Here is a 26,792-nt window from a genome sequence, read left to right as displayed (position 1 = left end):
GACACAAAGGATCGTGTCTGGGCCGGAAACCCCATTCGGCGTAAGAAAGATATAGTACAGGTCCTCGCTAAACGGACGATGGCTGGCGTCTGATCATGGTGCCGGCATTCTGGGCCGCGCGGGGGTTATTCTTCGGCGTCGTCGAGGTCTTCTTCTTCGTCGTCGTCTTCGTCGTCCTCTTCCTCGTCGAGTTCTTCGTCGAGGTCTTCGTCGTCGATCTCATCGTCTTCATCCTCATCGTCGTCGTCATCGTCATCGAGTTCTTCGATCTCGTCGTCCTTGATGTCATCATCGTTCCAGAGGTCCATGGTCGATTCCCTTCGTACGCTGCGCTGGATCATGGCGGCACCCTTTCGATAATTGAGGCGTCCGTTCGTGATTAGCAGTCCCTATATCGGTAGAATTACGGCGGCAACTTTGCCCGCGTTTATTCTATGCAAAGGGATTCTATGCGAATCGTCTTCTGCGGCAGCGGATCGCTGGCCGTTCCGATCCTGGCCGCTGTGGCCGGCGCCGGACACCAGGTCCTCGAAGTCTTTACGCAACCGCCGCGACAGAGCGGACGCGGGCGACATCTGCAGCCCACGCCCGTGGCCCGCGCTGCCGCAGACCTGAACCTGCCTGTGCAGGAATGCAGCGCCATCAACGCCTCGCAAGCCTGCGAACACCTGAAGGCTTTGGCGCCCGACGTGATCGTGGTGGCCGACTACGGGCAGTTCATCAAGGACCCGACCTGCGCCACGGCCAGGCACGGGGCCTTCAACGTGCATGCCTCGCTGTTGCCAGAGCTGCGCGGGGCGGCGCCGATCAACTGGGCGATCATCCGCGGCTTTGCCCGCACGGGCGTGACGACGTTCTCGCTGGTGCCCAGGATGGACGCCGGCGACATCTACCTGCAGGAGGCCACCGACATCGACCCGGGCGAAACGGCCGAGGACCTCGCCGCGCGCCTGGCGACGATGGGGGCAAACCTGGCGGTGCGGACGCTGGACCTGCTGGCGGCCGGCAACGCGACGCGCACGCCGCAGGATGAAGCCAAGGCCACCTTGGCCCCCCCGCTGACCAAGGCCGACGGCGTGATCGACTGGTCCGCCGACGCCGTCACCATCCGCAACCGCATCCACGGCACCTGGCCCTGGCCCGGAGCCCAGACCACGCTGCGCCGAGCTGACGGGCGAGAGCAACCCGTCATCATCGCCCGCGCCGAGGCCATCGAAGACCCCGGGTGCCATGGCGGCCGTTCCTCAGCCGCCATGCTCGCGCAGAACGATCAGGGACATGGCGGCGCGGAAACGGCCGCCATGGCACCCGGCCAGTGCGGCGTGCTGCTGGATGACCTGACCGTCGCCGCTGGAAGCGGGCGAGTGCGCATTATTGAGCTTAAACCCGCCGGCAAGCGCCTGATGGACTGGCAATCGTTCGTCAACGGCGCTCACCCCAAGCCTGGCGAGCGGATGGTCTGAACAACTTAGCGGTGCTTCTCTTGCGGCGTTGGGGAAACAACCGCGCGGGGCAAGCCCCGCCGCTAAAGTGGAGAGGTGAGGTTATTCTTTTCCCTCAGTGTTCTCTGTGTGCTCTGTGGTAAAGTTGTTTCCCTGACAATGGACAAGAAAAACATACAACATTCGGCTCGTGACATCGCTGTCCGGGCGCTGCTGGAAGGCCCGGCCCGGGCGGCGTCGGCACTGGATATGGCAATTGCCGCCGCGGCGGAAATATCATCCGCCGACGCGGCGCTGGCGCGCGAGATCACGCTGGGATGCATCCGCCGCAAGGCCACGCTGACGGCCGTCCTGCGGGCGTTTCTGCAAAAGCCCGATCAGCGACTACCCGAGACGATCTGGAAGATCATGTCCGTGGCGATGTACCAGGTGCTGTTCCTGGACCGCGTGCCGGACTTTGCGGCCGTCAACGAAGCGGTCGAGCAGACCTCGCGCATGGGCTACCCGCGTCAGCGCGGGCTGGTCAACGGCGTGCTGCGGTCGGTTCTCCGCAGCCTGTCGCCGCTGGAGCGGGGCGAGGTGGTGCAGGCCGCGGACGTCATCCCCGTCGGCCCCAGCGCCATGCGCCGCTGCAGCAAGGCGATCTTCCCCAATCCCGAGCGTGACGAGGTGGGCTACCTCGCCGCGGCAGGGAGCATGCCCGAGTTGCTCGCCCAGCGATGGCTCAAGCGGCTCAACACGCTGCGAGCGGCGCTGCAGGCGGCGATGCACGCCTGCTCGAGCCCGCCGCTGGTCGCCCGCGTCAACACGCTCAAGAGCTCAGTCAGGCGGACGCTCGATTCGATCAAGGCCGAGGGCGGCGAGGCTTTGCCCCACGACAACGGACACAGCATCGTCCTCATCGGCGGCGGGCTGACCAACCTGACGGCGTTCAAGGAGGGCTGGATTCAGCCGCAGGACGCCACCGCCACAGCCGTCTCGCTCGCCGCGGCGCCGCAGGGCGGCATGAACGTGCTGGACCTCTGCGCCGCACCGGGCACCAAGACCGGCCACCTGGCCGAACTGATGGGCAACCGCGGGCGCATCACCGCTGTCGACGTGACCGAGAAGCTGCCCCTGATCGAGCAGGGCTGCCAGCGCCTCGGCGTGGACATCGTCACGGCGTGGCCGACCGACCGCCTGGGCGAGCTGCCGGCTGAGACATTCGACCTGGTGCTGGCCGACGTGCCCTGCACCAACACCGGCGTGCTGGCGCGGCGTCCCGAGGCCAAATGGCACTTCACGCAGGAGTTTCTCTCCGACGTGGTGCGCGACCAGCAGTTCCTGATCGCCGCGGCGCAGGCGTTCGTTCGCGCGGGCGGGCGGCTGGCGTACAGCACGTGCAGCATGGAGACCGAGGAGTGCGAAGCGCTGGTACAGCGGTTCGTCAAGCGATACCCCCGCATGCGGGTGATCTCGCAGAAGGTGACCCGTCCCGGCGGGGCCGAAAACCCCGCCCAGTGGCACGACGGCGGGTTTGTTGCTATCCTTCAAGCAACCTGAACAACTTACCACAGAGGCACAGAGGGCTCAGAGAGACGGAGACCGGCAAGCGGGATTGGCAGATTAGAATTGGATCAGGAAGATAGGGCCTGATGGTAAGACCAGCACGTTAGCGGCGGGGCTTGGCCCGCGCGTTCTTGCCGGACCGAATAATTACGCGGAGCACGCTCCGCCGCGAAGATATCGAGTTTTGTTTTTCTCTCCGTGCCCTCTGTGTTCTCTGTGGTAAAGTTGTTTCCCGATGGCGAAAAAGAAACAACAAGACCAGAAGCCGCGCGAAGTGCGCATCGCCAACCGAAAGGCCCGGCACGACTTTTTCATTATCGAAAGCGTCGAGTGCGGCATCGAATTGACCGGCACCGAGATCAAGAGCCTCCGCGCGGGGCAGGCCAAGATCGACGAGGCCTATGCCCGCATCCAGGGCGGGCAGGTATTCCTGATCGGGTCGAGCTTCGCCCACTACGCCCATGCGGCCGGCACGCTGCAGCACGAGGTCGACCGCGAGAGGCGGCTGCTGCTGCACCGCCGCCAGATCGAGCAGCTCGAATCGCACGTGCGACAGAAGGGCAAGACGCTCGTGCCGCTGGCGATCTACTTTGCCCGCGGCTGGGCCAAGGTCGAACTGGGCGTCGCCGAGGGCAAGCGCCAGTTCGACAAGCGCGAGAGCATCCGCAAGCGCGAGCAGAACCGCGAAATGCAGCGGGCGATGCGGCATCGCTAGCGATGGATGTCCGGCAATGGATTACACGCTCATCGTCAACGAGATCTTCCGCAGCATCCAGGGCGAGGGCACGCGGGCCGGGCGGCCGTGCGTGCTGGTGCGCCTGAGCGGATGCAATCTCGCCTGCGACTGGTGCGACACCGCCTACGCCCGCAACGAAGGCACGCCGATGAGCGTCGATGCTATCCTCGAGGCGGTAGCCGCACTGGGCGGACCGCTGGTGGAAGTCACCGGCGGCGAACCGCTGCTGCAGCCGGCCACGCCCAACCTGCTCACGGCGCTCTGCGATGCCGGGTACGAGACGCTGCTGGAGACCAACGGCTCGCTTGACATCGCCGGCCTCGATGAGCGCGTAGTGCGGATCGTCGACTTCAAGTGCCCCTCCAGCGGCCAAAGCGCCGCCAATCGCTGGGACAACGTCAAGTGCCTGCGCCGCGGCGATGAAGTAAAGTTCGTCATCGCCGACCGGGCCGACTACGAAATGGCCCGCGGAGCCGCCGCCGAGCACGACCTGCCTCGGCGGTGCGAAGTAATCTTCAGTCCCGTCAGCGGCTGCCTGAGCGGCGCCGATCTGGCGGAGTGGATTCTGCAAGACAAGCTCGACGTGCGGCTGGGCCTGCAACTGCATAAGATCCTGTGGCCCGCCGCCAAGCGCGGGGTGTAGTGCGGATGGACGGATAATCGGACGGTTGGATGATTGGATGACGGACTTGTGAGTTGTTTCGTTCTCGTCGTCGTCCTCGTCCTCGTCGTCGGTTGTTCGTCTTCCTCAGTGGAGCAGACAATGGATTACGAACTGGTAAAAACATTCCGCTTCGAAGCCGCCCATTCTTTGCCCAACGTGCCGGCAGGGCACAAGTGCAGCCGCATGCACGGGCACGGCTACCGCGTCGACGTTCACGTCAGCGGCGAGCCGGACCCGCGCACGGGTTGGGTGATTGACTTCGGACAGATCAAGCAGGCCGTCGAGGGCGTGCTGGGGGCGCTGGACCATCGCTGCCTCAACGAGATCGCCGGCCTGGAGAACTCCACCAGCGAAGTGCTCTGCAAATATCTCTGGGACCGCATCAAGCCCGCCCTGCCCCTGCTGTCGGCAATCGAGGTCTGGGAAAGCGACACCTCCCGCTGCATCTATCGCGGGTGAGCGCGGGGGCAAAGAAACAAACGACGACGCTTCACCACCCCAGGGAAGAGTAGTATCCGCGATAAAACATCATCGCGACGCACGCAGCGACAGATACAACCAGGGCAGCCGATATGATCCTGAGCCGCGCGCTGGACTTCCTGCCAAGCAGCGGGATCATCAGCAGGCACAGCGCCAAGGGCCCGATAGCGTATTGGGCCAATCCCCAGGTCTCGACAAAACCGCGAAAACTGGCGTTCTCATGGATGCGAGGCTCTGCCTCGGCCATCAGCCGATCGATCTGGGCCTTCTGCTGTTCTGTCAGTTCCGCCGGTTTGCCTGCCTGCCTGCCCTCGTAGCGAAACCTGTCTTCCAAACTTTTTCGATATATCACGGGGGACGTGACGCGCCATTTCCCCTCATCGTCCTGTCGCGGCAGATATCCTCCCGCTCGATGATTGTAGACTTCGATGCGGATGCAGATGAACAGGGGCACCGCCGCCACGACCAGAACGATTGCTTTACCCATGACGGTATTATCGCCCTGCCGCAGTTCGACGCAAGGTTTCGGCATATGCATCCAGGGCTCGGATCTGGTTCGTCCGCAGACGGATGGTCTTGCGATGGTGGCGGATGATGTCCAGCGCCTCGTGTATGGTGGCGGCTTTGCCTTCGGCCAGAAGGTAGGCGGCGACAATGGTCGCCCCTCGGCCGTGGCCTAAGGCGCAGTGAACGTAGACCGCTCCGGCGGCCAGGCAGCGGCGGATGTGCTTGACGCCTCGGTCGAGCTGTGCGGCTGTCGGGGCCGTGCCATCCAGCGTGGGCAGCAGGAGGTAGCCGTCGTTGGCGCGGAAGATCCGGTTCTCGCTGAACTCGGCAGTGAGGTCGACGACGCCGGCGGGCGTGGGGGTGAAGTGCGCAGCTTCAAAGGCGGTCAGCTTCTGCCCCAGGAACAGACCGGCGACGATCTCGTGCGCAGGCGGTTCCGGCCAGAATAGCCGCTGGAGATAGAACATCATCGCGTTAGTGATGAAGTACGGCCAGTACAGCAGCCAGGCGGCGGGGTGAACGACGCCGCGGCTGTTCTTGAAGAACCATCCTTGGCGATTGAAGAGGTAGAGCACGGCCACCATCGCAAAGCCGCCGGCGACGTCGGCAAGAACCGGCGCGATCGGATGATTGTGCCAGGCCCAGATAAGGCAAGCCGCGGCCAGTGCTGCGAAGATCGACACGTACATGATTTGATTCTATCGCCAATGGGACGGTTTTGCCCGTGCGTTTGCGCGTAAGAAGGCGGGGAGGTCCCGCCTCTGACGCGATCACCAACTGACCAGTCAACCAAGGTAACGAGTCAACAGTCATCGCCCCCCAAACATTATGGACATTGTTCAAACACCACCTATTGGGTGATCGTATATAGTCCGGCACCAGAATGGGCAAGGCCTCGGGGGAGCTTTGGTAGCAATAGCGTGGTTAAGATGGATCATCGCCCCCAATAGCTTGTGCGATGAGATGAAAAACTTGAAGTTTTTTCTAAATTGTTGTTGACCTTATGGTCGTTGTTGACTAAAAAGTCGAAATCGGGAGGTTAGTCGGTCTTGAGTATGATGATAGTTGAAGATGCCAAACCGAAGCGAAGCCCTTCGCGCCAGCAACGGCGCTTGAAGGTTACGCGCCGCAAGCTGCTTGATGCGGCCCGCATGGTCTTCGCCACGCGGGGCATCGACCTTGCTCGGATCGACGAAATCTCCGATCGCGCTGACGTGGGCAAAGGAACGTTCTACTACCACTTCAGCGGCAAACCGCAACTTGTGCGCGAGCTGATCAAGGAAATGCTCGACGGGTTGATCGCGGCCATCAGGTCGCGCTGCGAGGGCGCCACCGACGTCATCGGCGTGCTGGACAAGTTGATCGCGGCGCACATCGAGTTCTTCGCCAACCGGTGGGAAGACTTCGTGCTGTACTTCCAGGGCCGCAGCGACTTGACGCTGCAAGAGGGTTACCAGGGCCTCGAGACGCCGTTCATCAAGTACCTCGAATGCGTGGAGGGCTTGCTGGCGTCGGTGCTGAAGTACCGCCCGCCCCAGCCGGTGCTGCGTCGGATCGCCTGCGCGGTGGCGGGCTTTGTGTCGGGATACTACTCGTTCGCGGCGATCTCGTCGCAGGACGAGAACATTGACGAAACGTTCGTGTCGCTGCGTGGGGCGATGGCATCGAGCCTGGCGCGGTTTATCCAGGAAGCCGGACATCAGCAGCCCCCCGAGGCGGCAAAAGGATAGTCCCAAAACAATATTTGGCACGGGCGCCGCGGGCATTGTGCCGGCGGCGGCTGGGCCCAGAGGAGAGACAATGAAAACCCAAGAGGCGGTGGAACCTGAGGTCAAGCTATCGGCATGGGGCTTGGCCACGAGCATCGACATCTACAACTGCGACCCGGCGGCCATTCGCGACGCCGAGCGGATCAAGCAGTTCGTGGTCGAGCTTTGCGAGCTGATCGAGATGAAGCGCTTCGGCGAGACGCTGGTCGTCCACTTCGGTGAGGACGAGCGCGTAGCCGGATACTCGATGGTGCAACTCATCGAGACGTCGCTGATCTCGGCCCACTTTGCCAATCTGACCAACACGGTTTACCTCGACGTGTTCAGTTGCAAGGGGTACGACCCGGAAGTCGTCGCCGAGTTCGCCCAGAGGTTTTTCGCCGGTTCGCACTGCATCACGCACAGCAACAAGAGGCTCTAGAGCGTGTATCGATACCGTGTCATCACGGACCTGGACGCGTGCCGGGACCTCTGGCAGCGCGCCGTCGCGCAGGAATCGTTCACCGACCGCTGGGACGTGCGGATGTGCTTTCAGCGGCATTTCCAGCGACCGCCCCTGTTCATCGCGGCCGAGGAAGGTCCCCTCGTGCGCGGACTGCTGCCGCTGAGCTGGATCGCCGAGCAAGGCTGCTACGGATACTTCCCCGGCGAGACCTGGGTCGGAAAGACCTGGCTCGAGCAGAACCGCCTGCTGGCCGGTGATGAGGCGATGCTCGAGGGCCTGCTGGCCCTGTGCCCCGGGCCGCGCCACCTGCGGTACCTGCTGCCGGCAGCCGACGGCGCGACCGACCGCTGCGAGATCGACGAGATCGGGTATCTCTTCGAGCCGCCGCGATACGGGTACGACATGGAGAACTACTGGGGCGAGTTCTCGCACAAGTCGGCCAAGCGCATCCGCCGCGAACTCGACGCCTTCGAGCAGCGCGTCACGTGGCGGCTGGACGATGCATCCGACTTCGACCGGATGGTCGAGTTGAACATGGCCGCCTTCGGCGAGCGGTCGTATTTCTACGACGAACGGTTCCGCGAAGGCTTCCGCAGCCTTATGGAGCTGGCTCGCGAGAACGGGTGGCTGCGCATGACGGCGCTGCTGGTCGACGGCGAGGCGGCGGCCGTCGACATGGGCATCGTCTACAACAACCACTACACGCTGGTCGCCGGCGGGGCCGACCGGTCGGTGCAGGGGGCGGCCAAGCTGATCAACGTGTACCACATGCGCCGCGGGTGCCGCGAGCGGTTCGACCAGCTCGACTTCCTCTGCGGCGACTTCTCGTGGAAGACGCTCTTCCACCTGACCCCGCGACCGCTGTACCTGCTGAGCAACATCCCCCACCACACCGAGCACGCATGCCATGAAGAGTCCAGGAGTGCAGCGTGTGCTAAATGACTGCGTCCTGGTGGCCGGCACCACGGCGGACTACGTCGATCTCATTCGTCAGCAGTTGGGGGATCGAGCGATCTTCCTGACCTCCCGCGCCCACCGCCACGACGCCGCCGAACCGCCCCCGCCGCCCGAGCAGGAACTGCTGGCCGATCTGTCCGAACCCCACGACCAACTCCTGGCGCGGGTGCAGGCGCACGCCGTGCGGTTCGGCCACAACATCGTCGGCGTGGCATGTTTCGACGACGAATCGATGGCCCTGGCCTCATCGCTGGCCGCGGCGATGCACCTGCCCTACCCCTCCGCCGCCGCCGTGGCGGCGTGTCGGAGCAAGCTGGCGTGCAAACAGGCCTGGACGGCCGCAGGATTGCCCACCGCCAAGGCACGCCTCGTGCGAACGTCCGCCGACGCCGCCGATTTCATGGCCTCGATCGCAGGTCCGGCCGTGCTCAAACCCCTCACCGGCAGCGGCAGCGAATTGATCTTCTTCTGCCGCACCGCCGTCGAGGCCGCCGACGCCCTGGCGACCATCACCGCCCGCCTGGCCGAGCATCACGACGCCCGCATGTACAGCGCCGGGGCGGCCAACGGCGCCATGATCGACTCGCGCAGCGTGGCCGTCATCGAGGAGTTCGTCCAAGGCCCCGAGTATAGCTGCGACTTCGTGATCGAAGGCGGCCGCGCGCGGATCATCCGCGTCGCCCGCAAGATCATGGACCACTCACAGACCCTCGGCACGTGTACGGCGTACATCGTGCCGGACCCGCCGCCGGAGTTGCCGCCGGACGCGTTCACCGCGCAGCTCGCAGCCGCGTGCCGCGCCGTCGGCATCGAGCGGTCGATCTGCATGCTCGACTTCATCATGCGCGACGGCCAGGCGGTGATGATCGAGATCGCCCCGCGCCCCGGCGGCGACTGCCTGCCCCCGCTGCTGCGGGCCTGCTGCGGCATGGACATGCTCGCGGCCGCGGTAAACTTCGCCGCCGGCGAGCCGGTCCGCGTGCCTCCGCCGGCGGCGTGGAAGCAGATGGTGGGCCTGCGACTGTTCGCAAAGCGCAGCGGCGTGATCCTACGCCTGGACGCCTCGGCCGTCAGTGCCGACCCGCGCGTGCGCGAGGTGTATCTCAAGCGAGCCCCCGGCCACGAGGTGCGCCTCCCCCCCGCCGACTACGACTCGCGCCTCCTGGGCCACGCGATCTTTAAGCCCAGTAGCACGGGCGTCTCGCCCGTGAGTAGCATGGGCGTCTCGCCCATGCTCCCCGTAAATATCGAGCAACAATGCACCGAACTGGCCGGGCGATTTGTCGTTGAATATGAGGAAGACTAAACGTTAGCGGCGGGGCTTGCCCCGCGCGGTTGTTCAGTCGGGGAAACAACCGCGTCGAGCAAGCTCGACCGCTAACGAAACGGGACGACTTATAAATGCATGACGTAGACGCCATCTTGAAATCCGCCGCCGAGCTGCTCGCTCAACCGACGCCGCAACTGGACGCCGGCGAGTTGCGGGCGTTTGTCGAGGGGTTCGTCAACTGGCGCGGGCAGTTCCTCGACATGGCGGCGCGGCATGGCAGCCCGCTGTACGCGGTCGATAAGGCGGCGCTGCGGGCGGCGGCACGCGAGTTTGTCGCCACCTTCCGCAAGCACGTGCCGCAGTTCCGGCCCTACTACGCCGTCAAGAGCAACAACTGCCCGCTGATCGCCCAGACGCTGGTCGCCCAGGGGATCGGCCTGGACGTCTCGAGCGGCATCGAGTTGCAGATGGCCCTGGCGGCAGGCAGCGAGGACATCGTCTTCAGCGGACCCGGAAAGACCCCCGCCGAGATGCAGCTCGCCCTGGACAACGCCGCCCGCGTCGTGGTGCTCATCGACAGCTTCGGCGAGTTAGCCCGCCTGCAGGCGATGGCCGCCGCGGCGGCAGTCACCATCCGCGCAGGCGTGCGCCTGACGACGCTCGAGCACGGCCTGTGGCGCAAGTTCGGGATTAATCTCTCGCGCCTGGGCGAGTTCATGAGCGCGGCTGAAGGGTGCGACCGCGTGCGGCTCTGCGGGCTGCAGTTCCACACAAGCTGGAACCTCAACCCGCAGCGTCAGGTGCAGTTCATTGCGCTGCTGGGCGAAACGCTGGCGACACTGTCGCCGGCCCAGCGCGAGGCGATCGAGTTCATCGACATGGGCGGGGGCTTCTGGCCGGGCGTGGGCGAGTGGCTTCAGGAGGCCGGCACGCCGGCGGGCATGCTCCGCGCGGCCACCACGGCAGGATGGCAGGCGTCGCTGACGCACTACCGCCTGGCGGCCCAGCCGCTGGAGGTTTTCGCAGCCGCCATCGCCGCGGCGCAGCAGAAGCACCTGGCCCCGCACGTCGATGCCCGCCTCTGCGCCGAGCCGGGACGGTGGCTGTGCCACAACGCCATGCACCTGCTGGTGACTGTGATCGACCGCAAGGCCGACGACCTGGTGATTACCGACGCCGGCGCCAACGCCGTCGGGTGGGAGCGGTTCGAGACGGACTACTTTCCGCTGATCAACCTGACGCGTCCGGCCCTGACGGAGCGGGCGTGCATGGTGATGGGGTCGCTGTGCACACCACACGACTTGTGGGGCTACGGGTACTTCGGCGAAGATATCCGCGAAGGGGACATACTTCTGGTCCCCACTCAGGGAGCGTATACGTATAGTCTCCGGCAGGAATTCATCAAGCCCCTGCCGGAGGTGGCGTGTCTGGACGAGTGAAGAGGGATAAAACCGACGACGAGGACGAGGACGAGGACGAAGAACGAAACGGTGTCCTTTCGTCGAACGTTAGCGGCGGAGCTTGCTCCGCGTGTTCTTCGTCGGGTGGCATGGCGACACGCGAAGCGGGTCGCCATGGGCGCGCGGCGAATCATGGCGACCCAGGAGAAACAGAAACCTGCGTCGCCATGCCACCCTGTTGTGCATGCTATTTGTGAACGACTATGCCAACTGAATGGAAAATGCTCTTGGGCAGCCTGGTGGCTGCGGCCGCTCTGGTCGGCGGGCTGGCATGGCTATCCGGACACACGTCGATATCGAGCGAGCGGTCGCTGATGCTGTATTGTGCGGCCGGTTCGCAAAAGGCCGTCGAGCCGGCGATCAAGCAATACCGCCAGGAATACGGCGTGGCGGTCGAGGTGCAGTACGGCGGGTCGGGCACGCTTTTGAGCAGCCTCAAGGCCTCGGGGGCCGGCGACCTGTACCTGGGGGCCGACCAGACTTACATTCAGCTCGCCCAGTCGCAGGGCCTACTGGCCGAGGTGCTGCCACTGGCGCGAATGATGCCGGTCATCGTCGTGCGGCGCGACAACACATCCATCGCCACCCTCGAAGACCTGCTCAAGCCCGGCCTGCGCGTGGCGATGGGCAACCCCGAGGCCGCCTCCATCGGGCGCACCGTGCGGCAGGCCCTGGAGCCCAGCGGCCAGTGGGAGCCCCTGCGACGCCACGTGCAGGACCACGGCGTGTTCAAACCCACTGTCTCGGATATCGCCAACGACGTCGCCATCGGGGCCATCGACGCCGGGATCGTCTGGGACTCGACGGTCGGACAGTACGAACAGCTCAAGGCCGTTCACGTGCCCATTCTTGAAGCGGCCGTTCAGGAAATGTCCATCGCCGTGCTCAAGAGCTCCCGCCAGCCCACCGCCGCCCTGACGTTCATGCGATATCTCGGCGCCCGCGACCGTGGCCTGAAACACTTCAAAGCCGCCGGCTTCTCCCCCGTCGACGGCGACGCCTGGGCGGTTCGGCCGGTGCTCAAGTTCTTCTGCGGCGCGGTGAACCTCCGCGCCGTGGACAGCGTCGTTAAGGCCTTCGAGACCCGCGAGGGCGTAAAGATCGAAACGCTCTACAACGGCTGCGGAATGCTCACCGGCACGATGCAGACAATGGGTCCGGCCAGCGCAAACTTCCCCGACGTGTACATGGCCTGCGACCGGTACTACCTCGACAATGTGCGCGACTGGTTCCAGGAAGACGTGGACATCTCCGACGCCGACATCGTCATCGCCGTCCCCAAGGGCAATACGTCCATCAAGTCGCTGGCCGACCTGGCCCGCCCCGGCGTGCGCCTGGCCGTGGGCCAGCCCGAACAGTGCACCATCGGCGCTTTGACGCGGACCCTGCTGCAGAAGGAAGGCATGGAAGAGGCGGTAATGAAAAACGTCGTGGTGCAGGCGCCCTCGTCGGCCATGCTCGTGCCGGCCGTGACGACCAAGTCGGTCGATGCGGCCATCGCCTATCGCACCGACACGATCGCCGAGGGCGGGCGGATCGATCTGGTCAGGATCGACTCGCCGCACGCCAAGGCGGTGCAGCCCTTGAGCATCTCGCGCAGCAGCGCGAACAAGCACCTGGCGCGGCGGTTTTTTAACGCCATCACCGCAGCGCGCGAGAACTTCGAAGCGGCGGGCTTTAACTTCCGGTACAAAGAAAAAGACGCCAAGCCGCAAGCGGCAACCGCCCCGAAGGAATAAGAAGCTTTGCCACAAAGATCACAAAGAACACGAAGAAGAATGGGAAATGAAGATTCTCTTCGTGCCCTTTGTGATCTTTGTGGCAAGGTTGTCAGGATTGTGATCACGACATGACTCAAGAGATCGCCACCGCACAACTCGAACCCACGCATCTCGCCGCGGCACGGCGCGACGAGGCGATCCGCCTGCGCGATCGCGGGTTCCTGGCCGGGATGGGGATCCTTGGCGGCTCGTACGTGCTGCTGATCGTCCTGATGCTGCTGGGCGACGTGATCTATATGCTCAAGGAAACCGTCGAGAAGGCCTGGGTTTCACCCCAGCCGTGGATGGCGCTGCTGGCGGAAAACCCCATCGTCCAGGCGCTGGGCAAGAGCGAAATCCGCTACGCGGTGATGCTGAGCCTGCTGGCCTGTTCGCTTTCGGCCATCGTGTCGGTCTGGGTGGGCGTGCCGATGGGCTATCTGCTGTCGCGCGTGAAGTTCCGCGGGCGAGGCCTCGTCGATGCCATCCTCGACATCCCCATCGTCCTGCCGCCGCTGGTGGTGGGTCTGAGCCTGCTGATCCTCTTCCAGTTCTGGCCCTTCACCGCAAGCGTCGACGGGCGATCGATCAACAGCCTCGTCGTCTACCAGATTCCGGCGGTGATTCTCGCCCAGGTGGCGGTGGCCGCGGCGTTCGCCGTGCGAACGATGAAGGCCACCTTCGACCAGATCGACCCGCGCTGCGAGCAGGTGGCCTTGGCGCTGGGCTGCACGCGCATGCAGGCGTTCATGCGCGTGGTGCTGCCCGAAGCACGCAGCGGCATCCTGACAGCCCTGACGCTGGCCTGGGCCCGCGCCCTGGGCGAGTTCGGCCCGCTGCTGATCTTCGCCGGCGCCACGCGGAACAAAACCGAAGTGCTCTCGACCAGCGTCTTCCTCGAGATGAGCATCGGCAACATCGAGGCGGCCGTGGCCGTATCGATCATCATGCTCGTCGCCGCGGTGGCGGTGCTGATGGTCACCCGGTTGTGGGGGGCGAGGAGACTGTCGCTGTAAACATTAGCGGTCGAGCTTGCTCGACGCGTTTTTCGGATGCGAGACCCCGCGGAGCAAGCTCCGCCGTTAACCAAACGAATAATGATTTCCCTTGAGAACATAACAATCCGAGCCGGAGTCTTCGCCATGAAGGGCGTCTGCCTGGACGTGCCCACCGGCGCCTACGCCGCCCTGATGGGCAAGACCGGCAGCGGCAAGACGACGCTGCTGGAGAGCATCATCGGCCTGCGCGAGATCGAGTCGGGGATCATCCGTCTGGACAGCCGCGACGTGACGCACTCGCCGCCGGCGGGGCGAGGCATCGGTTACGTCCCCCAGGACGGCGCACTGTTCTCGACGATGACGGTGCGGCAGCACCTGGCGTTCGCTTTGGAGATCCGCAAAGCCAACGCCAGGAGCATCGCGGATCGCACGAGCGAACTGGCCGAACTGCTGGGGATCTCTCACCTGCTGGATCGCACGCCGCGCGGGCTCAGCGGCGGCGAGCGCCAGCGCGTCGCCCTCGGAAGGGCGCTGTCGTTCGGCCCGCGAACGCTGCTTCTGGACGAACCGCTCAGCGCCCTCGACGACGATACGCGCGGCGGCATGATCGACCTGCTCAAGCAGGTCCAGCGCGTCGCCGGCGCCACCGTCCTGCACGTCACCCACAATCTCGCCGAGGCGCAGGCGCTGGCCGACGTCATCTTCGACATTCAAGACGGCGCCGTCGTGACCGCGTGACCCGTTGCCAACTGCCAATTTCCCATCTCCCGTCTGCAATTTTCAATTTCCCTTTCCTATCTCCAATCTCCAATTTCCAATTTGCGATGCCGGTGTTTCTTCGCCCCGCCAGGGGCGGGACTCCGGCCGTCACACCCAGAGATATCGTTCCTCGTAGGCAATTCCATGCCGTTGCAGTAGACGCAGACTTACGGTTCGCCGGCGAAGACGTGGATGCCGTTGATGTCGGTGACGACGATGGAACCGTCGAGGATCTGGACCTGGGTGTCGTAGCCGGCGATCTCCTGGTAGGCGATCAGCGAGATGCAGCACAGCACGCCGGGCAGTTCCTGGCGGCCTTGCGGTTGACCAGTCGTCGCGTCGAAGATGTCGACGAACATCTTCCACTGGTCGGGCTTGGTCGGCTCGGGCGAGTGCTTGCCCGGTGCGGCGGGTCGCTGGTTGGTGAAGCCGTTGACGACGATGATGCGGTTGCCGATCTGCTTGAAGGCGAAGATGAACGGCTCGATCACGCCGCCGCCTCGCGTCATGTCCAGCGCAAGCTCCTTGCCCGTGGCCGGGTCCCACACCAACATCTGCCCGGCCAGGCGCACGTAGATCTTGCCGTCGCGGTAGTGCGCGCCGAAGAGCCTGTAGTGCCAGCGATGGTCTTCGAGGTTCAGCTCGCGCTGCCACTTGGCCGCAACGTCCGTCGCGCCGTCGTGGCCAAACGCGGCCACCTTGCCCTTGGGCCACTTCGAGACGATGTACGCCAGGCCGCTGGTGTCCCAGTTCGGCGGGCTCCAACTGCCCGTCCCCGGCGCCAGCAGCGGACGCAGACTCTTGGCCCGCCCGGTGGCCGCATTGAGCACGATCTCGCCGGCGCCGCTTCCGGCGGCGTCAGAGACGTTGCCCAGGCACCGCAGCGTGGCCGAACCGTCGCCCTCGCGCTGCAGGCGGCTCCGCTGGAACTGGTCGATGCCAACCCGCTGGTCCCACCCGGGATTGCCCGACCAGATCACCTTGCCCGTGGCCCCATCGAGGGTGGCGAAGTAGCCGCCCCACCCGCGGCCGCCGGCGTAGACTGTCTTGTCGTCGCCGCCGATGACGAAGGGCAGCAGCCCCAGCTTCGTCGACCACAGCGTCTTGCCGTCGGCGCCGTCGTGGGCGTCAAGCGTCCACATCATCGACGCCAGCAGCCGCCCGCCGGCCTTGGCGACGCCCTGCGGCGGCAGAGGCAGCAGCTTGTCCCAGGCCAGTTCCCAATTCGGTTTGGAGCGGATCATCCCGATCCGCCGCCCGCTGACGAAACCGAACGAGTCTTCGGATGCGCCGATCGCGTCGCCAAAGAGCACCGCCGGCGACTCGCACGCCAGCGACCAGACCTGCTTGAGCGGCAGCTTGATGTCGCGCCCGGCGGTGGGCGGGGCCTTGGCGGCCGTCATCGGCGGAGCTCCCACCAGCACGATCGTGCCGTCGGGGCAGATCACGGGCTCTTCATTGGCGCCGGCCTCCAGGCCGGTCTCTTCGAGCGTGTTGCCGGTGGAGGCCTGGATGCGGTAGAGCTTGCCGCCCGAGGCCAGCACGACGTCGCCGCCGAGCAGCGCCGCCTGGCCGCCCGTGCCGGCGGGAAACTCGCGGCAGTAGAGCTGCCGCCCGCCGGTGATGTCCAAGGCCGTCAGCCAGTACTGACTGATGGCGACTATCACGCTGCCACTGACGCCGACGAGGCGGTCCGAGGGCACCAGCGGCGTCTGCCAGAGCAGCTTGCCGCTGCGGCTGTCGAACGTCACGACGCCGGTGTGGTCGCGCGGGGCCGCCAGCAACATGTCTCCCGCGCCCAGGGCTGCGGGCATGGGCGTGATGATCGGGCAGGTGCCTTCGCGGACGAGGTTGAGCGACTCGTACCCGCCCATTCGCTGGACGGCCGGCGGGTACGGGCGCACCCAGACGGTCAGGCCGTCGTAGGCGTCGAAGCAGGACATGATGCCCATGTTGTTGCAGCAGTAGACCCGCCCCTGGTGGACGAGCACCGCGGCCGACCCACGCGCCAGGTCGAGGTGCGTGTTCTCGATCCATCCGGTGGAGCGTCGCCAGAGCACGCGGCCGTCCTGGGCGTCGAGGCAGACCAGGCTCGTCGGCAGCGGGGTGTTGGGGCTCTCGCGCACGGCGAAGAGGCGGTCCATCTTTGACGGGCCGGCCAGCACGTACAGGCGCCCGCCGGCGAAGGTCGGGCGGCTCATGGGCGTGAGGTCTTCCCAGGTCTCGCGTCCGCGCGTGGTCCAGAGCTGGGCGCCCTTGGCGGCGTCGACGGCCTGGATGTACGCGGGGATCGACGGCGTCATCAGGTAGTACAGCGCCGCGCGAGGCTGGAGTTCTTTGCCCGCCGACGTCCGCACCGGGCGGCGGATCATGATGGCCTGCATCCACATCCCCGTGGCCATGTATCGCGAGGTGGCTTCGTCCCACCAGGGCGTCTGCAGGGGCTGGGGCGGCAGGATCTGCGTCCAGGCGGCCTTGGGCGAGTTGGCGTCGAATCGCGCGATGGCGCCGGGATGGCTGACGAAGAGGCTCTCGCCGGCGACGTCCACCTGGGCCACCGGCCACGGGGCGTGGCTGCCGCGATCGGCGATGGGTCCGTCGAGGTTCCACTGGCGAGCGGGCCAGTCGGCCGGCAACTGCACCCGCCGCACGCTCAGCCCCGCCAGGCGAACGGCGCGCTGCGTCTCCAGCACGGCCATCTGCGAGAGCAAAGCGGCCTTGACCTTCGCCGCCGCGGCATCGGCGCCGCGCCAGGGAATGGTCGCGTCGTCGGGCAGTTGGCTCATGGCCGTCGTGAGCTCGCCACGATTGCCGCTCTGCTGGGCCAGCGCCAACCACAGCACGGCGTGGGCCTGCCTTGTCAGCGCCGCGTCGGCCGAGTGCTTGATCACGTCTCGCACCAGCGAGACGGCGCGCACCCAGTTGCCCGCGCAGACGTCCCGCTCGGCCAGCTCCACCATCAGCCGGTGAAGCGACGGCGCGAAAGGATAGCGGCGAAAGGCCGCGATCAGGTCGTTGACGTCGCCGCTGACGGCCGCCGCCGAAGCGCGAGAACGCGCCGCCAATTCGTGCGCCGCCGCCAGCGGCGCCAGGCGAGCGTGGCCCAGGCCCAGCAGGTGCTGGTCAATCACCACCCAGAACGGCACGTAGTTGCCGCCCTGACGCACGTGCGCCCCCGAGGCGGCCGCCAGGTCCAGCAGCACCTGCACTTCGTCCGGGCGCAGCGACGAGGCGTCGGAGCCGAACATCTCGCTGTGCTGGGCGGCTTCCCATCGCGTGCGGAGTTCGGCGTCGAGCTGGCTCTGCCCGCGGTCGTTAAGGTCGAACATGACGTCGCCGTCGCCGCCGGGTATCTGCGAAAGGCCCAGGTAGCTGATCAGGCTCTCGTCGGCGATGACCGATCGCGTCTTATCCTCACGCCCCAGCAGCGCGTAGTAGGCGCCGTAGTTCCAGAAGTCGAACGCTTCCCAGGCCCGGTAGCTGTAGGCCATCGAGACGGCTGGAGAGCCTTCGCCCAGCTTTCCGGCCTTGTGGCGGGCGATGATCTCGCTGATGGCAAACTCGAAGTCCCGGCACTCGGGGGCAACGAAATAGCCGTACCATCCCCAGTGTGTGTATTGCCCGAAGCTCCAGCCGAGCATGTGTTGGTAACCCTGCGTGACGGCCGCGGCGTCATCGGGAAAATCCTGCACCATCTTCCAGCCCCAGTAGCTTCGCCAATAATTGCTGCCGGCCTGTTGAAAGGCGTGGGCGATCTCGGCGTATCCGGCGATGCGGTTGGCGCGGTCGGGCCAGCGCAGCATGGCGGCCTTGATCATCTCGACGCGATGCAGCGGCGCGATCCGGTCGGCCAGGCCTTTCAGGGCGTTGTCCTTGGCCAGGTCGGCCTGGAATTTCTGGAGCGTGTTGGCCTTGAGCGTCTCATCCCAGGTGGGCTTCCAGTCGACGTTGGCCTTGAGCCACTCTGCCGGAATGTACGCCTCGGGCGGACCGGCCGGAGCATCGGCCCGGACCGGACTGCCAACAAAGCAAACGACCCCCAGCAGCGCGGCGTAAACGTATTTCATGCGGGAAATTCCTGGCCGTGAATGTCGCGTACAAGTATGCCCCAACCGTCGGCAATATGCAACCGAACACGCGCATGGGTTAGCGGCGCGGCTTGCCCCGCGCGGTTCTTAAGGTTCATGGAGGAAACCGCGTCGAGCAAGTCGAAGATCCGCCGTGGCGGGCTCGACCGCTAATGAGACCGGAACCCCGATGTTTGATCCGAAATCCGAAATCGAAAATCCGCAATCCTCAGAACCACATCCCCGTGATGGTGGCTTCGAAGACCATGCGGCCGTCGACGTATCCCTGCGTGGCGCCGACGCAGCGGCGCGGGCGCTTGTCGATCATCAGCCCCAGCACCACGATCCGGTCGCCGGGGGCCACCGAACCGCGGAATTTCACATCCGTCACGCCGCCGAAGCCCAGGAAGCCTTCTTCCTTCTTCTCGCTGGCCATGCAGTAGCTGACAAGCTGCGCCGCCGTCTCGATCATCAGCACGCCGGGAAAGATCGGCCTGCCGGGAATATGCCCGCGAACCCAGAACTCGTCGGCCGCCGGCTGGCGGATGCCCACGATCTGCGTGTGGTCCTCGTTCATGTAGCAGACGCCGTCAAGCTGGCGGAACTCGAAGCGGTGCGGGTTGACCTTGGCGATCTCGTCGCGGTCGATGATGATCTTGCTGGTATCGATTCCCGAGATATCGAATAGTTCTTTGGGTGGCATGAGGTCTCGCTTTCGGGCAAAGGATATCCCCCTGCCGCGTCGGAGTCAATGCGGCCTTGGGCCGAAATTGCCGCACAGAAGCGCAGAGGCCCTTGTCAGCGCAAACCGAGGGGTAGGATGTTAAGGAGCTACCGCCGCGGAAGCGCGCTGCTGGACTTGCCGGCGGTCATGGCGTATAGTCCCGTTGTGTGGCATGGCCGTCTCGGCCATGCGCGGCACGGGCGTCTCGCCCGTGCTCTTGGCCTGGGGCGTGTGCGCATGGGCGAGACGCCCATGCCACAGGACCCGACGCATGGGCGAGACGCCCATGCCACACGGCCCTGGAGGATGCTTCGGTGGCCGCCTCTGACAAAGAACATCTGAGCCTGCTGTGCGACGTCAGCGAGTTCGCCGCCCGACTGGCCGGCAGCGCCGACATCCACGCCTATCTCTCGCAGATCGTCGGCCTGGTGGCTGACCACCTCCACTGCGACGTCTGCTCGATCTACCTCTACGACGACAAAACGCAGGAGCTGGTCCTCCAGGCCACGTCCGGGCTGGCCCCGCAATCAGTGGGCAACGTCCGCATGAAGATCTCCGAGGGGCTGACGGGAATGGCCCTGCGCGAGCTGCGACCCGTTCGCGAGCAGGTCGCCAGCGACAACCCCAACTTCAAGCCCTTCCAGGGCATCAACGAAGAACCTTTCGACGCCTTCCTGGCCGTACCGATCCAGCGCGGCATCGAGAAGATCGGCGTGCTCGTCGTGCAGCGTAGCCGCGAGAGACCCTTCGACGACGAGGACGTGCTGGCCGTCAAGGCCACCACGTCGCAACTGGCCGGGGCGATCGAAAACGCCCGCATCCTCATGGGCGTGCCCAAGGCCCAGGAAAGCGCCGCAACCGGGCAGCGCCCCCCTGCCGCGACGCGGATGGTCAAGGGGCAGACCGCCTCCAGGGGCTTTGCCCACGGACCGGCGATCATCCACGACCACGGGGCGTACCACCGCCTGTTCACCGAGGCCCCCGGCGCTCGACCGTACAGCATGGACGACCTCCAGCGCGCCCTCGACGCCACGGCAGAACAGCTCCAGGGGCTGCAGGAACGCCTCGGGCAGCGCGTCCCGGAGATGGCCTCGCTGATCTTCGAAGCGCACCTGATGATGCTCAAGGACACCGCCTTCATCGGCGAGATGCGAAAACGCATCGAGGACGGCGAGAACCCACCCCAGGCCGTTCTGGCCGTCGGGCGAAAATATTCCGACCTGATGGCCGCCAGCCCCCACGCCTACATGCGCGAGAAGGAGCACGACGTCGAGGACGTCATCCGACGCATCCTGGCCAACCTGATGGGCATGCGGGTCGAGGTCGGCCTCAATGAGGCCTCTGCCGTCATCGTCGCGCGGGAGATGTACCCCTCGGACATCGTCAAGCTCGCGACCGCCGAGGTCGGCGGGATCGTGCAGACCAGCGGGGGCGTCACCTCGCACGTGTCGATACTGGCCCGCAGCCTGCACGTGCCGATGGTGATCGCGGACGACCCGACGCTGCTGGATCTGCCCGAGGGCACGCCCGTCGTGCTCGACGCCGACATCGGCAACATCTATATCAACCCCACGCCCGATATCGTCGAGCGGTTCTCGCAGCGCCAGGACGCCCGCCGCCAGGTCGCCACCCAGGCCCCGCCGCAAGCCCTGCCCGAAACCACCGCCACCGCCGACGGCACGCGCATCCGCCTGCTGGCCAACATCAATCTGCTGACCGATATCGATCTGGCGCGGTTCGTCGGGGCCGAGGGCGTCGGACTCTACCGCAGTGAGTTTCCTTTCCTGGTGCGAAACACCCCGCCCTCGGAAGAGGAGCAGGTCTCCATCTACCGCCGCCTCATCGAGGGCTTCGAGGGACGCGAGGTCACCTTCCGCACGCTGGACATCGGGGCCGACAAGCTGCTGCTGTACTTCGACGAGACCGCCGAGCTCAACCCGGCCATGGGGCTGCGGTCCATCCGCTTCTCGTTCCGCCACGACGACATCTTCCGCCAGCAGCTCCGGGCGATCCTGCGGGCCGGCGCCGGTTCGCCCATTCGCATCATGTTCCCGATGATCTCGTCGGTGGACGATTTCGTGCGGGCCAAGACCACCCTCGACTCGTGCATGCAGGAACTGGCCCAGCAGAAGCTCGCGCATAACGCCTCGCCCGCCGTCGGCGTGATGGTCGAGGTGCCCTCGGCCGTCGAGATGATCGACACCATCGCCCGCCGGGCGGACTTCCTGTGCATCGGCTCCAACGACCTGATCCAGTTCCTCCTTGCCGTCGACCGCAGCAACGAAAAGGTCGCGTCGTACTTCATGCCGCACCACCCCGCCGTCCTGCGCTCGCTCCAGCGCGTCGCCCAGGCGGGCGCCGCGGCCGGGTGCGAAGTCTCCATCTGCGGCGAGATGGCCCACGTGGGGGCGTACCTGCCGTTCCTGATCGGCATCGGCGTGCGCGCCCTGAGCCTGGACCCCCAGTTCCTCCCGCCCGTCCAGCAGCAGATCACGCAGATGACCCTCGCCCAGGCCCGCCACGTGGCCCAGGACCTGCTAGCCCAGGACACCATCGACGCCGTCATCGCCCGCCTGCCCGACCTGGACCAGCAACACTCAGACTGATGCCAGCCGCGATGTTACCGCGAAGATTTTCTTCAGCCGGCATTTTGGGGCTCTGCCCCAGACCCCGGAGGTTATCGCATTGGGCTTCCGGCAGAGGCTGCAAAGGCCCACTTCTGCCGGAAGCCACAAAGCGACAAACTCCGGGGGCGTGGGGGCGGAGCCCCCACCACGCTGCTGTGCTGGAACGCCTTTGGTTGCGGCCGAGCGAAGCGAGGCCGCGCCAGGTGCTCTTCGGTTCATACAGTTTCCGGTCTAAAGTTTGGGTGCGTCGCTGCCGCCGCAGTCCAGGGTCGCCTTGCGGCGGCGGCTGTCATTTCTTTCCCAGCGCTCGTTGGGCGGCGAAGAATTGGGTGAGGATGGCGCCGCATTCGGCGCTGCGCAGGCCGGGGAGAATCTCGAGCTGGTGGTTGAGGCGGGGGTCGCTGCAGAGTTGGTAGAGCGTGGCGACGGCCCCGGTCTTGGGGTCGGTCGCCCCGTACACCAGGCGGTCCATGCGGGCCAGCACCATCGCCCCGGCGCACATGCAGCACGGTTCGAGCGTGACGACCATGGTGCATCCGGTCAGGCGCCAGTCGCCGGTGAGGGCGGCCGCCTGGCGGATCGCCAGCATCTCGGCGTGGGCGGTCGGGTCGCCGTCGAGGGCGCGGCGGTTGTGCGCGGCCGCGATGGCCGCCCCGTCGCGGACGATCACCGCCCCGACGGGCACGTCGCCGGCAGCGGCAGACAGGCGGGCCTGTTCGATCGCCAACTGCATGAAGGCGTCGTACTGTGAAAGGTCGGCTGGCATAGGGAGCGATTCGCCCGCCCTGTCGTTCTACTTCTTCTTCCTGGGCGTCTTCTGGACAGGCGCGGTCTTGATGATCTGGTCGATCGACCCGCCTTCCTTGCCGGGCTGGGCGGTCTTGGGCCGGGGCGTCCCTGCCGGCGCGGGGGCCGCTACCGGCAGAGGCGCGGCGGACTCTTGGGCGCCGCCTTTATATTGCTCGCAGCGACCCTTGGGATGGTCGCCGAAGATGTCGTAGTCGTTGGCATACTTGGGTCGCCACGGTCCGCCGGGGTGAGGCTCAGCGGCGGCGACTTCCTTGACGACGGGGCTCCGCGCGGCGAGTTTGCCCACCGGGGCGGTCTCGCCCATCCGCACCAGCTCCGTCGACGGCGGGGCAACGTTGTCGTCGCCCTTGGGCGCCGGGCGGCTGGTCGGCAGCGTCTTCACGTCGGCGCTCGCGGCCGCCGGCGCGGGCTCGCTGGCGGGTTGACTGGTCGCGGGGGCGGCTGTCATCGAACACTCCGATTCCAAATCCGCCACGCGCTGGCCGGTGCCGGGGCGCGATTTATCGATCTTGCCCTGCAGGTCCGCGTCGAGGGCGTCCCAGAGCTTCTTGACCTTGGCGACCTGCCCGGTGGCGGCCTCGGTGTCATCGTTGTCCAGCGAGCGATAGAAGCTCTGGACGGCGCTGCGGAGCGAGCGCACCTGCAGGCGCTCGCGCGCGGCGGCGAGCCGCTCTTCAGCCTTCTGCTGCGTCCACGCCGTCTGGATCACAATCAAAACCGTAGCCGCCAGGGCGATTGCCATTACGCGTTTCATCGGAGCATCCTTTTCGTGCCCAAGGTTTGCCTCCCCGTGCCGCCGGGCCACATCAGGATTATACCCTGACTGCGGCGTGATGGAATGTTTTGCGTTGCGGGCGGGGCAATTAACCCGAAAACTGCATGAACCGCAGAGATCGCAGAGTACGCAGAGAAGCAAATGGCTTAAAACAAAACCATCTAATGTCGCCGTCGGCGTTAATCCGGAAAACAGACTGCCATGCGGCCCGCTTCCGTAGGTTTCTGTAAGTTTCTTCGCTCAAAAACCTCTGCGGCCTCTGCGATCTCCGCGGTGAAATATCCGGGTTAAGACTTATCAAGTGCGCGGGAGGCTTTTATAATGTCGCCCATGATGGAGCGCTCCATGAAGCACATATACGGGTTGATCCTGGCTGCGGCGCTGGTGGTTCTCATTGCGCGGGCGGACGCCCAGGACGTCGTTGCGGAACCGGCGCCGGCGCCGGCGGTGGAACTGGGCCCGCGGTACATCGACGCGGCGCACGGCTTCTCGCTCAAGGCCCCGCTGGGCACCGTGCGCCAGAGGGGGTTCTCGACGGCGCGGCTGGTCTCGTGGTCCATGCGCGACGACAAGAGCAACGTCATCGCCTGGACGTTCTCGGTGCTGCAGGTGCTGCCCAAGAAGCCCGACAGCGGCGCCGGGAAGCCTTCGCTGGACACGTACCGCCAGATGCTCGAGGCGCAGTTGCAGCAGTCGGGGCAGTACAAAATCGATTCGGCGAAAGTCATCCCCCTGGGCGGAAAAGGCGCCATCGACATCCGCGGCGTCACGCAAGGCCCCATCACTCTCTGGAAACGACAGGTCTGGGTGCTGGCCGACCCGGAGCGGTTCCTGGTCTTCCTGATGGCCGGGCCGACCTCGATGAAAGACGCCCTCGACGCCACCTGCACACGGGTGCTGGAGACGCTGCAGTTCACCGACCCCACCGAAGCGCGCAAGGCCATGAAGGCCAACCTCGCCCGCGGCGCGGAGTTGATGGCCGCCCTGGCCGGCAAGAAGGTCGGCGAGCTGCTGTCGAAAGAACCACGCTGGTATCTGTGGAGCTACAAAGGCAAAGTCGTCGGCTTCATGAATGTCAGCGAGGAGTGGGCCGTCCAGGACCGCCTCGACGGCGTGCAGGTCAAGACCTGCCTGCTGATGGAGATCCCCGGCGACCGGCGACGCCTCAGCCAGCGGCTGGAATTCTCCACCGCCGCCGGCGACAGCGAACGATGGACGCAGGCCGAAACTACCGGCGACGGCGCCCAGGCCAGCCACCTCTATGAGACCGGGCTCAGGAAAGCCGACGTGATCGTCTGCCAGAGGAGCCTGGGCGGGCGGAGCAAGACCGAAAAGCAACAGGTCCCCGACAACATCTACCTCACCAAGCCCCTGGCGTGGATGTTCTTCCGCCTGGCGGACCTGACCAAGCCCGCCGCCTACTCCCTGGCCTGCTACGCCAGCGCCGAGAACAACTTCGACATGCGGACCCTGACCGTCGTCGGACCCGAGGCGTGCATGATCGACGGCAAGCAGGTTCAGGCCGTCCGCGTCAGCGACCAGGCGGCCGCCGATGCCGAACCCGCCACTCTCTGGGTCGACGCGGCGGGTAATATTCTTCGAATGAACAGCGGCAACGATCTGGTGATGGAACTGTCCAGCGCCCAGGCGGTGCTGCGGCATTTTCCCTCAGCCCAGACGCTGGCGGGCCAGGCCGTACCGGTCGCCCCACCGGTGCGATTGGCGCCGGTGCGATGATGCCGCCGCTGTCTATGTAAAACGGGAGCTCGTGTTATCATGCCCAAGCAGCAGGACTATGACGTGATCATCGTCGGCGGCGGACCGGCCGGTCTGGCCGCGGCCCTCTACTCCGCCCGCGACCGCTACAGCACGCTGGTGCTCGAAAAGAACGGTCTGCCCGGCGGGCAGATCATGCTCACCGACCGCATCGAGAACTACCCCGGATACGAGAAGATCTCCGGGCCCGATCTCGTCCAGCACCAGCGCGACCAGGTCGAGGCCTTCGGCGCTCACGTGGCCGTCAACGAATCGGTCACGACTCTGGCCCGCCGCGACGACGGAAAGCTCACCGTCGAGGTCAACAAGGGCGAAAGCGTCTATACCGCCCGGGCTGTCATCCTCGCACCCGGCAGCGACTACCGCCAGCTCGGCGTACCCGGCGAAGAGCAGATGCGCCAGGCCGGCAAGGTCAGCTACTGCGCCACCTGCGACGGGGCGTTCTATCGCGACAAGCACGTGTTGACCGTCGGCGGAGGCAACACGGCTGTCGAGGACACCATCTATCTCGCCCAGCGATTCGCGGGCAAGACGACGATGATCCACCGCCGCAAGGAATTCCGCGCCCAGCAGGTGCTCGTCGAGGAGCTTTACGAGACGGCCAAGAAGAAGAACATCGACGTGCTCCTGCCGTACGTGCTCGAGGCCATCGTGCCCGACGAGGCCGGCGAGCAGATCGACCACGTCGTGCTGCGCAACCTCCAGACCGATCAGGCGCAGGATCTCAAGGTCGACGGCGTGTTCGTCTTCGTGGGCATGGTGCCCAATACCGACTTCCTCAAAGGCGCCGTCACCATGAACGCCGCCGGATATATCGTCTGCGACTGCACGACGCTCAAGACGTCCATGCCCGGCGTGTTCGTGGCTGGCGACTGCCGCCAGCAGGCCGCCATGCAACTCGCCACCGCCTGCGGCGACGGCGTGGTGGCCGCCATGATGGTCAAAGACTACTTCCGCAACCCCGAAGGCTGGGCCCAGAAAGCCGCCCCCGAAAGCGGGCTGGTCGAAGGCTGGTGAGCTTGGGATTTCCAATTTCCAATTTCCGATTTCCAATTTCCAATTGAAAAACAACTTCCCGGCAGCGGCGCGGCGGGGACGGGAACGGGGAGTGCGGGATTACGCGGATTCAGGGGATTAAGAGGATTAAAACAAAGATGGGGACGGGAACGGGGAGTGCGGGATTACGCGGATTCAGGGGATTAAGAGGATTAAAACAAA

The 26,792-nt window shown here is 65.5% G+C and carries 23 protein-coding genes; 16 read left to right on the top strand and 7 right to left on the bottom strand.

Annotation, left to right across the window (positions count from 1 at the left end):
• Window positions 1-125: 125 nt before the first annotated feature.
• A complete protein-coding gene (locus tag ABFD92_04100) occupies window positions 126-308 on the bottom strand; it encodes a hypothetical protein (GenBank protein MEN6503699.1) in 183 nt (60 codons plus the stop codon).
• A 141-nt stretch (window positions 309-449) separates the two neighbouring features.
• Between ABFD92_04100 and fmt the strand changes: the two genes are divergently transcribed.
• The 5 genes from fmt (at window position 450) to queD (ending at window position 4,849) form a co-directional block, all read left to right on the top strand.
• Window positions 450-1,463, top strand: a complete 1,014-nt coding sequence (gene fmt / locus ABFD92_04095) for a methionyl-tRNA formyltransferase (GenBank protein ID MEN6503698.1) — start codon at window positions 450-452, stop codon at window positions 1,461-1,463.
• 138 nt (window positions 1,464-1,601) lie between these two features.
• On the top strand, window positions 1,602-2,984 hold the full coding sequence (locus ABFD92_04090; GenBank protein ID MEN6503697.1) for a transcription antitermination factor NusB: 1,383 nt from the start codon (window positions 1,602-1,604) through the stop codon (window positions 2,982-2,984).
• Between the two features lie 241 nt (window positions 2,985-3,225).
• The gene (gene smpB, locus ABFD92_04085; protein MEN6503696.1) at window positions 3,226-3,705 is read left to right on the top strand and encodes an SsrA-binding protein SmpB; all 480 of its coding nucleotides are present in this window, start codon (window positions 3,226-3,228) and stop codon (window positions 3,703-3,705) included.
• A gap of 16 nt (window positions 3,706-3,721) precedes the next feature.
• Window positions 3,722-4,369: a radical SAM protein gene (locus ABFD92_04080; GenBank protein ID MEN6503695.1), complete on the top strand. Its 648-nt coding sequence runs from the start codon at window positions 3,722-3,724 to the stop codon at window positions 4,367-4,369.
• Window positions 4,370-4,489: 120 nt separating this feature from the next.
• Window positions 4,490-4,849, top strand: a complete 360-nt coding sequence (gene queD / locus ABFD92_04075) for a 6-carboxytetrahydropterin synthase QueD (GenBank protein ID MEN6503694.1) — start codon at window positions 4,490-4,492, stop codon at window positions 4,847-4,849.
• 31 nt (window positions 4,850-4,880) lie between these two features.
• Here the strand turns inward: queD and ABFD92_04070 are convergent, their stop codons facing one another.
• Complete coding sequence (locus tag ABFD92_04070) at window positions 4,881-5,357, bottom strand: hypothetical protein (protein MEN6503693.1); 477 nt, start codon at window positions 5,355-5,357, stop codon at window positions 4,881-4,883.
• Window positions 5,358-5,364: 7 nt separating this feature from the next.
• Window positions 5,365-6,066: a dual specificity protein phosphatase family protein gene (locus ABFD92_04065; protein ID MEN6503692.1), complete on the bottom strand. Its 702-nt coding sequence runs from the start codon at window positions 6,064-6,066 to the stop codon at window positions 5,365-5,367.
• 423 nt (window positions 6,067-6,489) lie between these two features.
• On the opposite strand from ABFD92_04065, the gene ABFD92_04060 reads away from it, so the two are divergent.
• The 8 genes from ABFD92_04060 to ABFD92_04025 all read left to right on the top strand — a co-directional run bounded on the left by ABFD92_04060 (window position 6,490) and on the right by ABFD92_04025 (window position 14,774).
• A complete protein-coding gene (locus ABFD92_04060) occupies window positions 6,490-7,107 on the top strand; it encodes a TetR/AcrR family transcriptional regulator (GenBank protein MEN6503691.1) in 618 nt (205 codons plus the stop codon).
• A 70-nt stretch (window positions 7,108-7,177) separates the two neighbouring features.
• Complete coding sequence (locus ABFD92_04055; GenBank protein ID MEN6503690.1) at window positions 7,178-7,567, top strand: S-adenosylmethionine decarboxylase; 390 nt, start codon at window positions 7,178-7,180, stop codon at window positions 7,565-7,567.
• Between the two features lie 3 nt (window positions 7,568-7,570).
• On the top strand, window positions 7,571-8,533 hold the full coding sequence (locus ABFD92_04050; protein MEN6503689.1) for a GNAT family N-acetyltransferase: 963 nt from the start codon (window positions 7,571-7,573) through the stop codon (window positions 8,531-8,533).
• Window positions 8,523-9,854 (top strand): ATP-grasp domain-containing protein, encoded by a 1,332-nt coding sequence (locus ABFD92_04045; GenBank protein ID MEN6503688.1) that lies wholly within the window; start codon window positions 8,523-8,525, stop codon window positions 9,852-9,854. Before ABFD92_04050 ends, ABFD92_04045 begins: the two co-directional genes overlap by 11 nt.
• A 95-nt stretch (window positions 9,855-9,949) precedes the next feature.
• Window positions 9,950-11,257 carry a decarboxylase gene (locus ABFD92_04040; GenBank protein ID MEN6503687.1) on the top strand — a complete coding sequence of 436 codons (1,308 nt, stop codon included), beginning with the start codon at window positions 9,950-9,952 and terminating at the stop codon, window positions 11,255-11,257.
• Between the two features lie 242 nt (window positions 11,258-11,499).
• The gene (gene modA / locus ABFD92_04035; protein ID MEN6503686.1) at window positions 11,500-13,017 is read left to right on the top strand and encodes a molybdate ABC transporter substrate-binding protein; all 1,518 of its coding nucleotides are present in this window, start codon (window positions 11,500-11,502) and stop codon (window positions 13,015-13,017) included.
• A gap of 110 nt (window positions 13,018-13,127) precedes the next feature.
• Window positions 13,128-14,054: an ABC transporter permease gene (locus ABFD92_04030; protein MEN6503685.1), complete on the top strand. Its 927-nt coding sequence runs from the start codon at window positions 13,128-13,130 to the stop codon at window positions 14,052-14,054.
• Between the two features lie 126 nt (window positions 14,055-14,180).
• The gene (locus tag ABFD92_04025) at window positions 14,181-14,774 is read left to right on the top strand and encodes an ATP-binding cassette domain-containing protein (protein ID MEN6503684.1); all 594 of its coding nucleotides are present in this window, start codon (window positions 14,181-14,183) and stop codon (window positions 14,772-14,774) included.
• Window positions 14,775-14,962: 188 nt separating this feature from the next.
• Here ABFD92_04025 and ABFD92_04020 read toward each other — a convergent pair whose 3' ends face one another.
• Together ABFD92_04020 and ABFD92_04015 are read right to left on the bottom strand one after the other, a co-directional pair.
• Complete coding sequence (locus ABFD92_04020) at window positions 14,963-18,862, bottom strand: PQQ-binding-like beta-propeller repeat protein (protein MEN6503683.1); 3,900 nt, start codon at window positions 18,860-18,862, stop codon at window positions 14,963-14,965.
• Between the two features lie 229 nt (window positions 18,863-19,091).
• Window positions 19,092-19,565 carry a 3-hydroxyacyl-ACP dehydratase FabZ family protein gene (locus ABFD92_04015; protein ID MEN6503682.1) on the bottom strand — a complete coding sequence of 158 codons (474 nt, stop codon included), beginning with the start codon at window positions 19,563-19,565 and terminating at the stop codon, window positions 19,092-19,094.
• Window positions 19,566-19,900: 335 nt separating this feature from the next.
• Here ABFD92_04015 and ptsP point away from each other — a divergent pair, with 335 nt between their 5' ends.
• Window positions 19,901-22,192: a phosphoenolpyruvate--protein phosphotransferase gene (gene ptsP / locus ABFD92_04010; GenBank protein ID MEN6503681.1), complete on the top strand. Its 2,292-nt coding sequence runs from the start codon at window positions 19,901-19,903 to the stop codon at window positions 22,190-22,192.
• A gap of 310 nt (window positions 22,193-22,502) precedes the next feature.
• On the opposite strand, the gene tadA is transcribed toward ptsP, so the two are convergent.
• Together tadA and ABFD92_04000 are read right to left on the bottom strand one after the other, a co-directional pair.
• Window positions 22,503-22,979: a tRNA adenosine(34) deaminase TadA gene (gene tadA / locus ABFD92_04005; GenBank protein MEN6503680.1), complete on the bottom strand. Its 477-nt coding sequence runs from the start codon at window positions 22,977-22,979 to the stop codon at window positions 22,503-22,505.
• A gap of 27 nt (window positions 22,980-23,006) precedes the next feature.
• A complete protein-coding gene (locus tag ABFD92_04000; protein ID MEN6503679.1) occupies window positions 23,007-23,777 on the bottom strand; it encodes a hypothetical protein in 771 nt (256 codons plus the stop codon).
• A 366-nt stretch (window positions 23,778-24,143) separates the two neighbouring features.
• Between ABFD92_04000 and ABFD92_03995 the strand changes: the two genes are divergently transcribed.
• The gene (locus ABFD92_03995) at window positions 24,144-25,535 is read left to right on the top strand and encodes a hypothetical protein (GenBank protein MEN6503678.1); all 1,392 of its coding nucleotides are present in this window, start codon (window positions 24,144-24,146) and stop codon (window positions 25,533-25,535) included.
• Between the two features lie 39 nt (window positions 25,536-25,574).
• Complete coding sequence (locus ABFD92_03990) at window positions 25,575-26,591, top strand: FAD-dependent oxidoreductase (protein ID MEN6503677.1); 1,017 nt, start codon at window positions 25,575-25,577, stop codon at window positions 26,589-26,591.
• Window positions 26,592-26,792 lie beyond the last annotated feature (201 nt).

The sequence above is a fragment of the Planctomycetaceae bacterium genome (assembly GCA_039680605.1).
Taxonomy (GTDB): domain Bacteria; phylum Planctomycetota; class Phycisphaerae; order SM23-33; family SM23-33; genus JAJFUU01.
The sequence above is the reverse complement of the archived record's forward strand: the minus strand, read 5'-3'. Positions and strand labels throughout refer to the sequence as shown.

Excerpts from the sequence above, each read along its gene's own strand:
- ABFD92_04100 (MEN6503699.1), bottom strand. The coding sequence starts at position 308 with ATGGACCTCTGGAACGATGATGACATCAAGGACGACGAGATCGAAGAA.
- fmt (MEN6503698.1), top strand. The coding sequence starts at position 450 with ATGCGAATCGTCTTCTGCGGCAGCGGATCGCTGGCCGTTCCGATCCTG.
- ABFD92_04090 (MEN6503697.1), top strand. The coding sequence starts at position 1,602 with ATGGACAAGAAAAACATACAACATTCGGCTCGTGACATCGCTGTCCGG.
- smpB (MEN6503696.1), top strand. The coding sequence starts at position 3,226 with ATGGCGAAAAAGAAACAACAAGACCAGAAGCCGCGCGAAGTGCGCATC.
- ABFD92_04080 (MEN6503695.1), top strand. The coding sequence starts at position 3,722 with ATGGATTACACGCTCATCGTCAACGAGATCTTCCGCAGCATCCAGGGC.
- queD (MEN6503694.1), top strand. The coding sequence starts at position 4,490 with ATGGATTACGAACTGGTAAAAACATTCCGCTTCGAAGCCGCCCATTCT.
- ABFD92_04070 (MEN6503693.1), bottom strand. The coding sequence starts at position 5,357 with ATGGGTAAAGCAATCGTTCTGGTCGTGGCGGCGGTGCCCCTGTTCATC.
- ABFD92_04065 (MEN6503692.1), bottom strand. The coding sequence starts at position 6,066 with ATGTACGTGTCGATCTTCGCAGCACTGGCCGCGGCTTGCCTTATCTGG.
- ABFD92_04055 (MEN6503690.1), top strand. The coding sequence starts at position 7,178 with ATGAAAACCCAAGAGGCGGTGGAACCTGAGGTCAAGCTATCGGCATGG.
- ABFD92_04040 (MEN6503687.1), top strand. The coding sequence starts at position 9,950 with ATGCATGACGTAGACGCCATCTTGAAATCCGCCGCCGAGCTGCTCGCT.
- modA (MEN6503686.1), top strand. The coding sequence starts at position 11,500 with ATGCTCTTGGGCAGCCTGGTGGCTGCGGCCGCTCTGGTCGGCGGGCTG.
- ABFD92_04030 (MEN6503685.1), top strand. The coding sequence starts at position 13,128 with ATGACTCAAGAGATCGCCACCGCACAACTCGAACCCACGCATCTCGCC.
- ABFD92_04025 (MEN6503684.1), top strand. The coding sequence starts at position 14,181 with ATGAAGGGCGTCTGCCTGGACGTGCCCACCGGCGCCTACGCCGCCCTG.
- ABFD92_04020 (MEN6503683.1), bottom strand. The coding sequence starts at position 18,862 with ATGAAATACGTTTACGCCGCGCTGCTGGGGGTCGTTTGCTTTGTTGGC.
- ABFD92_04015 (MEN6503682.1), bottom strand. The coding sequence starts at position 19,565 with ATGCCACCCAAAGAACTATTCGATATCTCGGGAATCGATACCAGCAAG.
- tadA (MEN6503680.1), bottom strand. The coding sequence starts at position 22,979 with ATGCCAGCCGACCTTTCACAGTACGACGCCTTCATGCAGTTGGCGATC.
- ABFD92_04000 (MEN6503679.1), bottom strand. The coding sequence starts at position 23,777 with ATGAAACGCGTAATGGCAATCGCCCTGGCGGCTACGGTTTTGATTGTG.
- ABFD92_03995 (MEN6503678.1), top strand. The coding sequence starts at position 24,144 with ATGAAGCACATATACGGGTTGATCCTGGCTGCGGCGCTGGTGGTTCTC.
- ABFD92_03990 (MEN6503677.1), top strand. The coding sequence starts at position 25,575 with ATGCCCAAGCAGCAGGACTATGACGTGATCATCGTCGGCGGCGGACCG.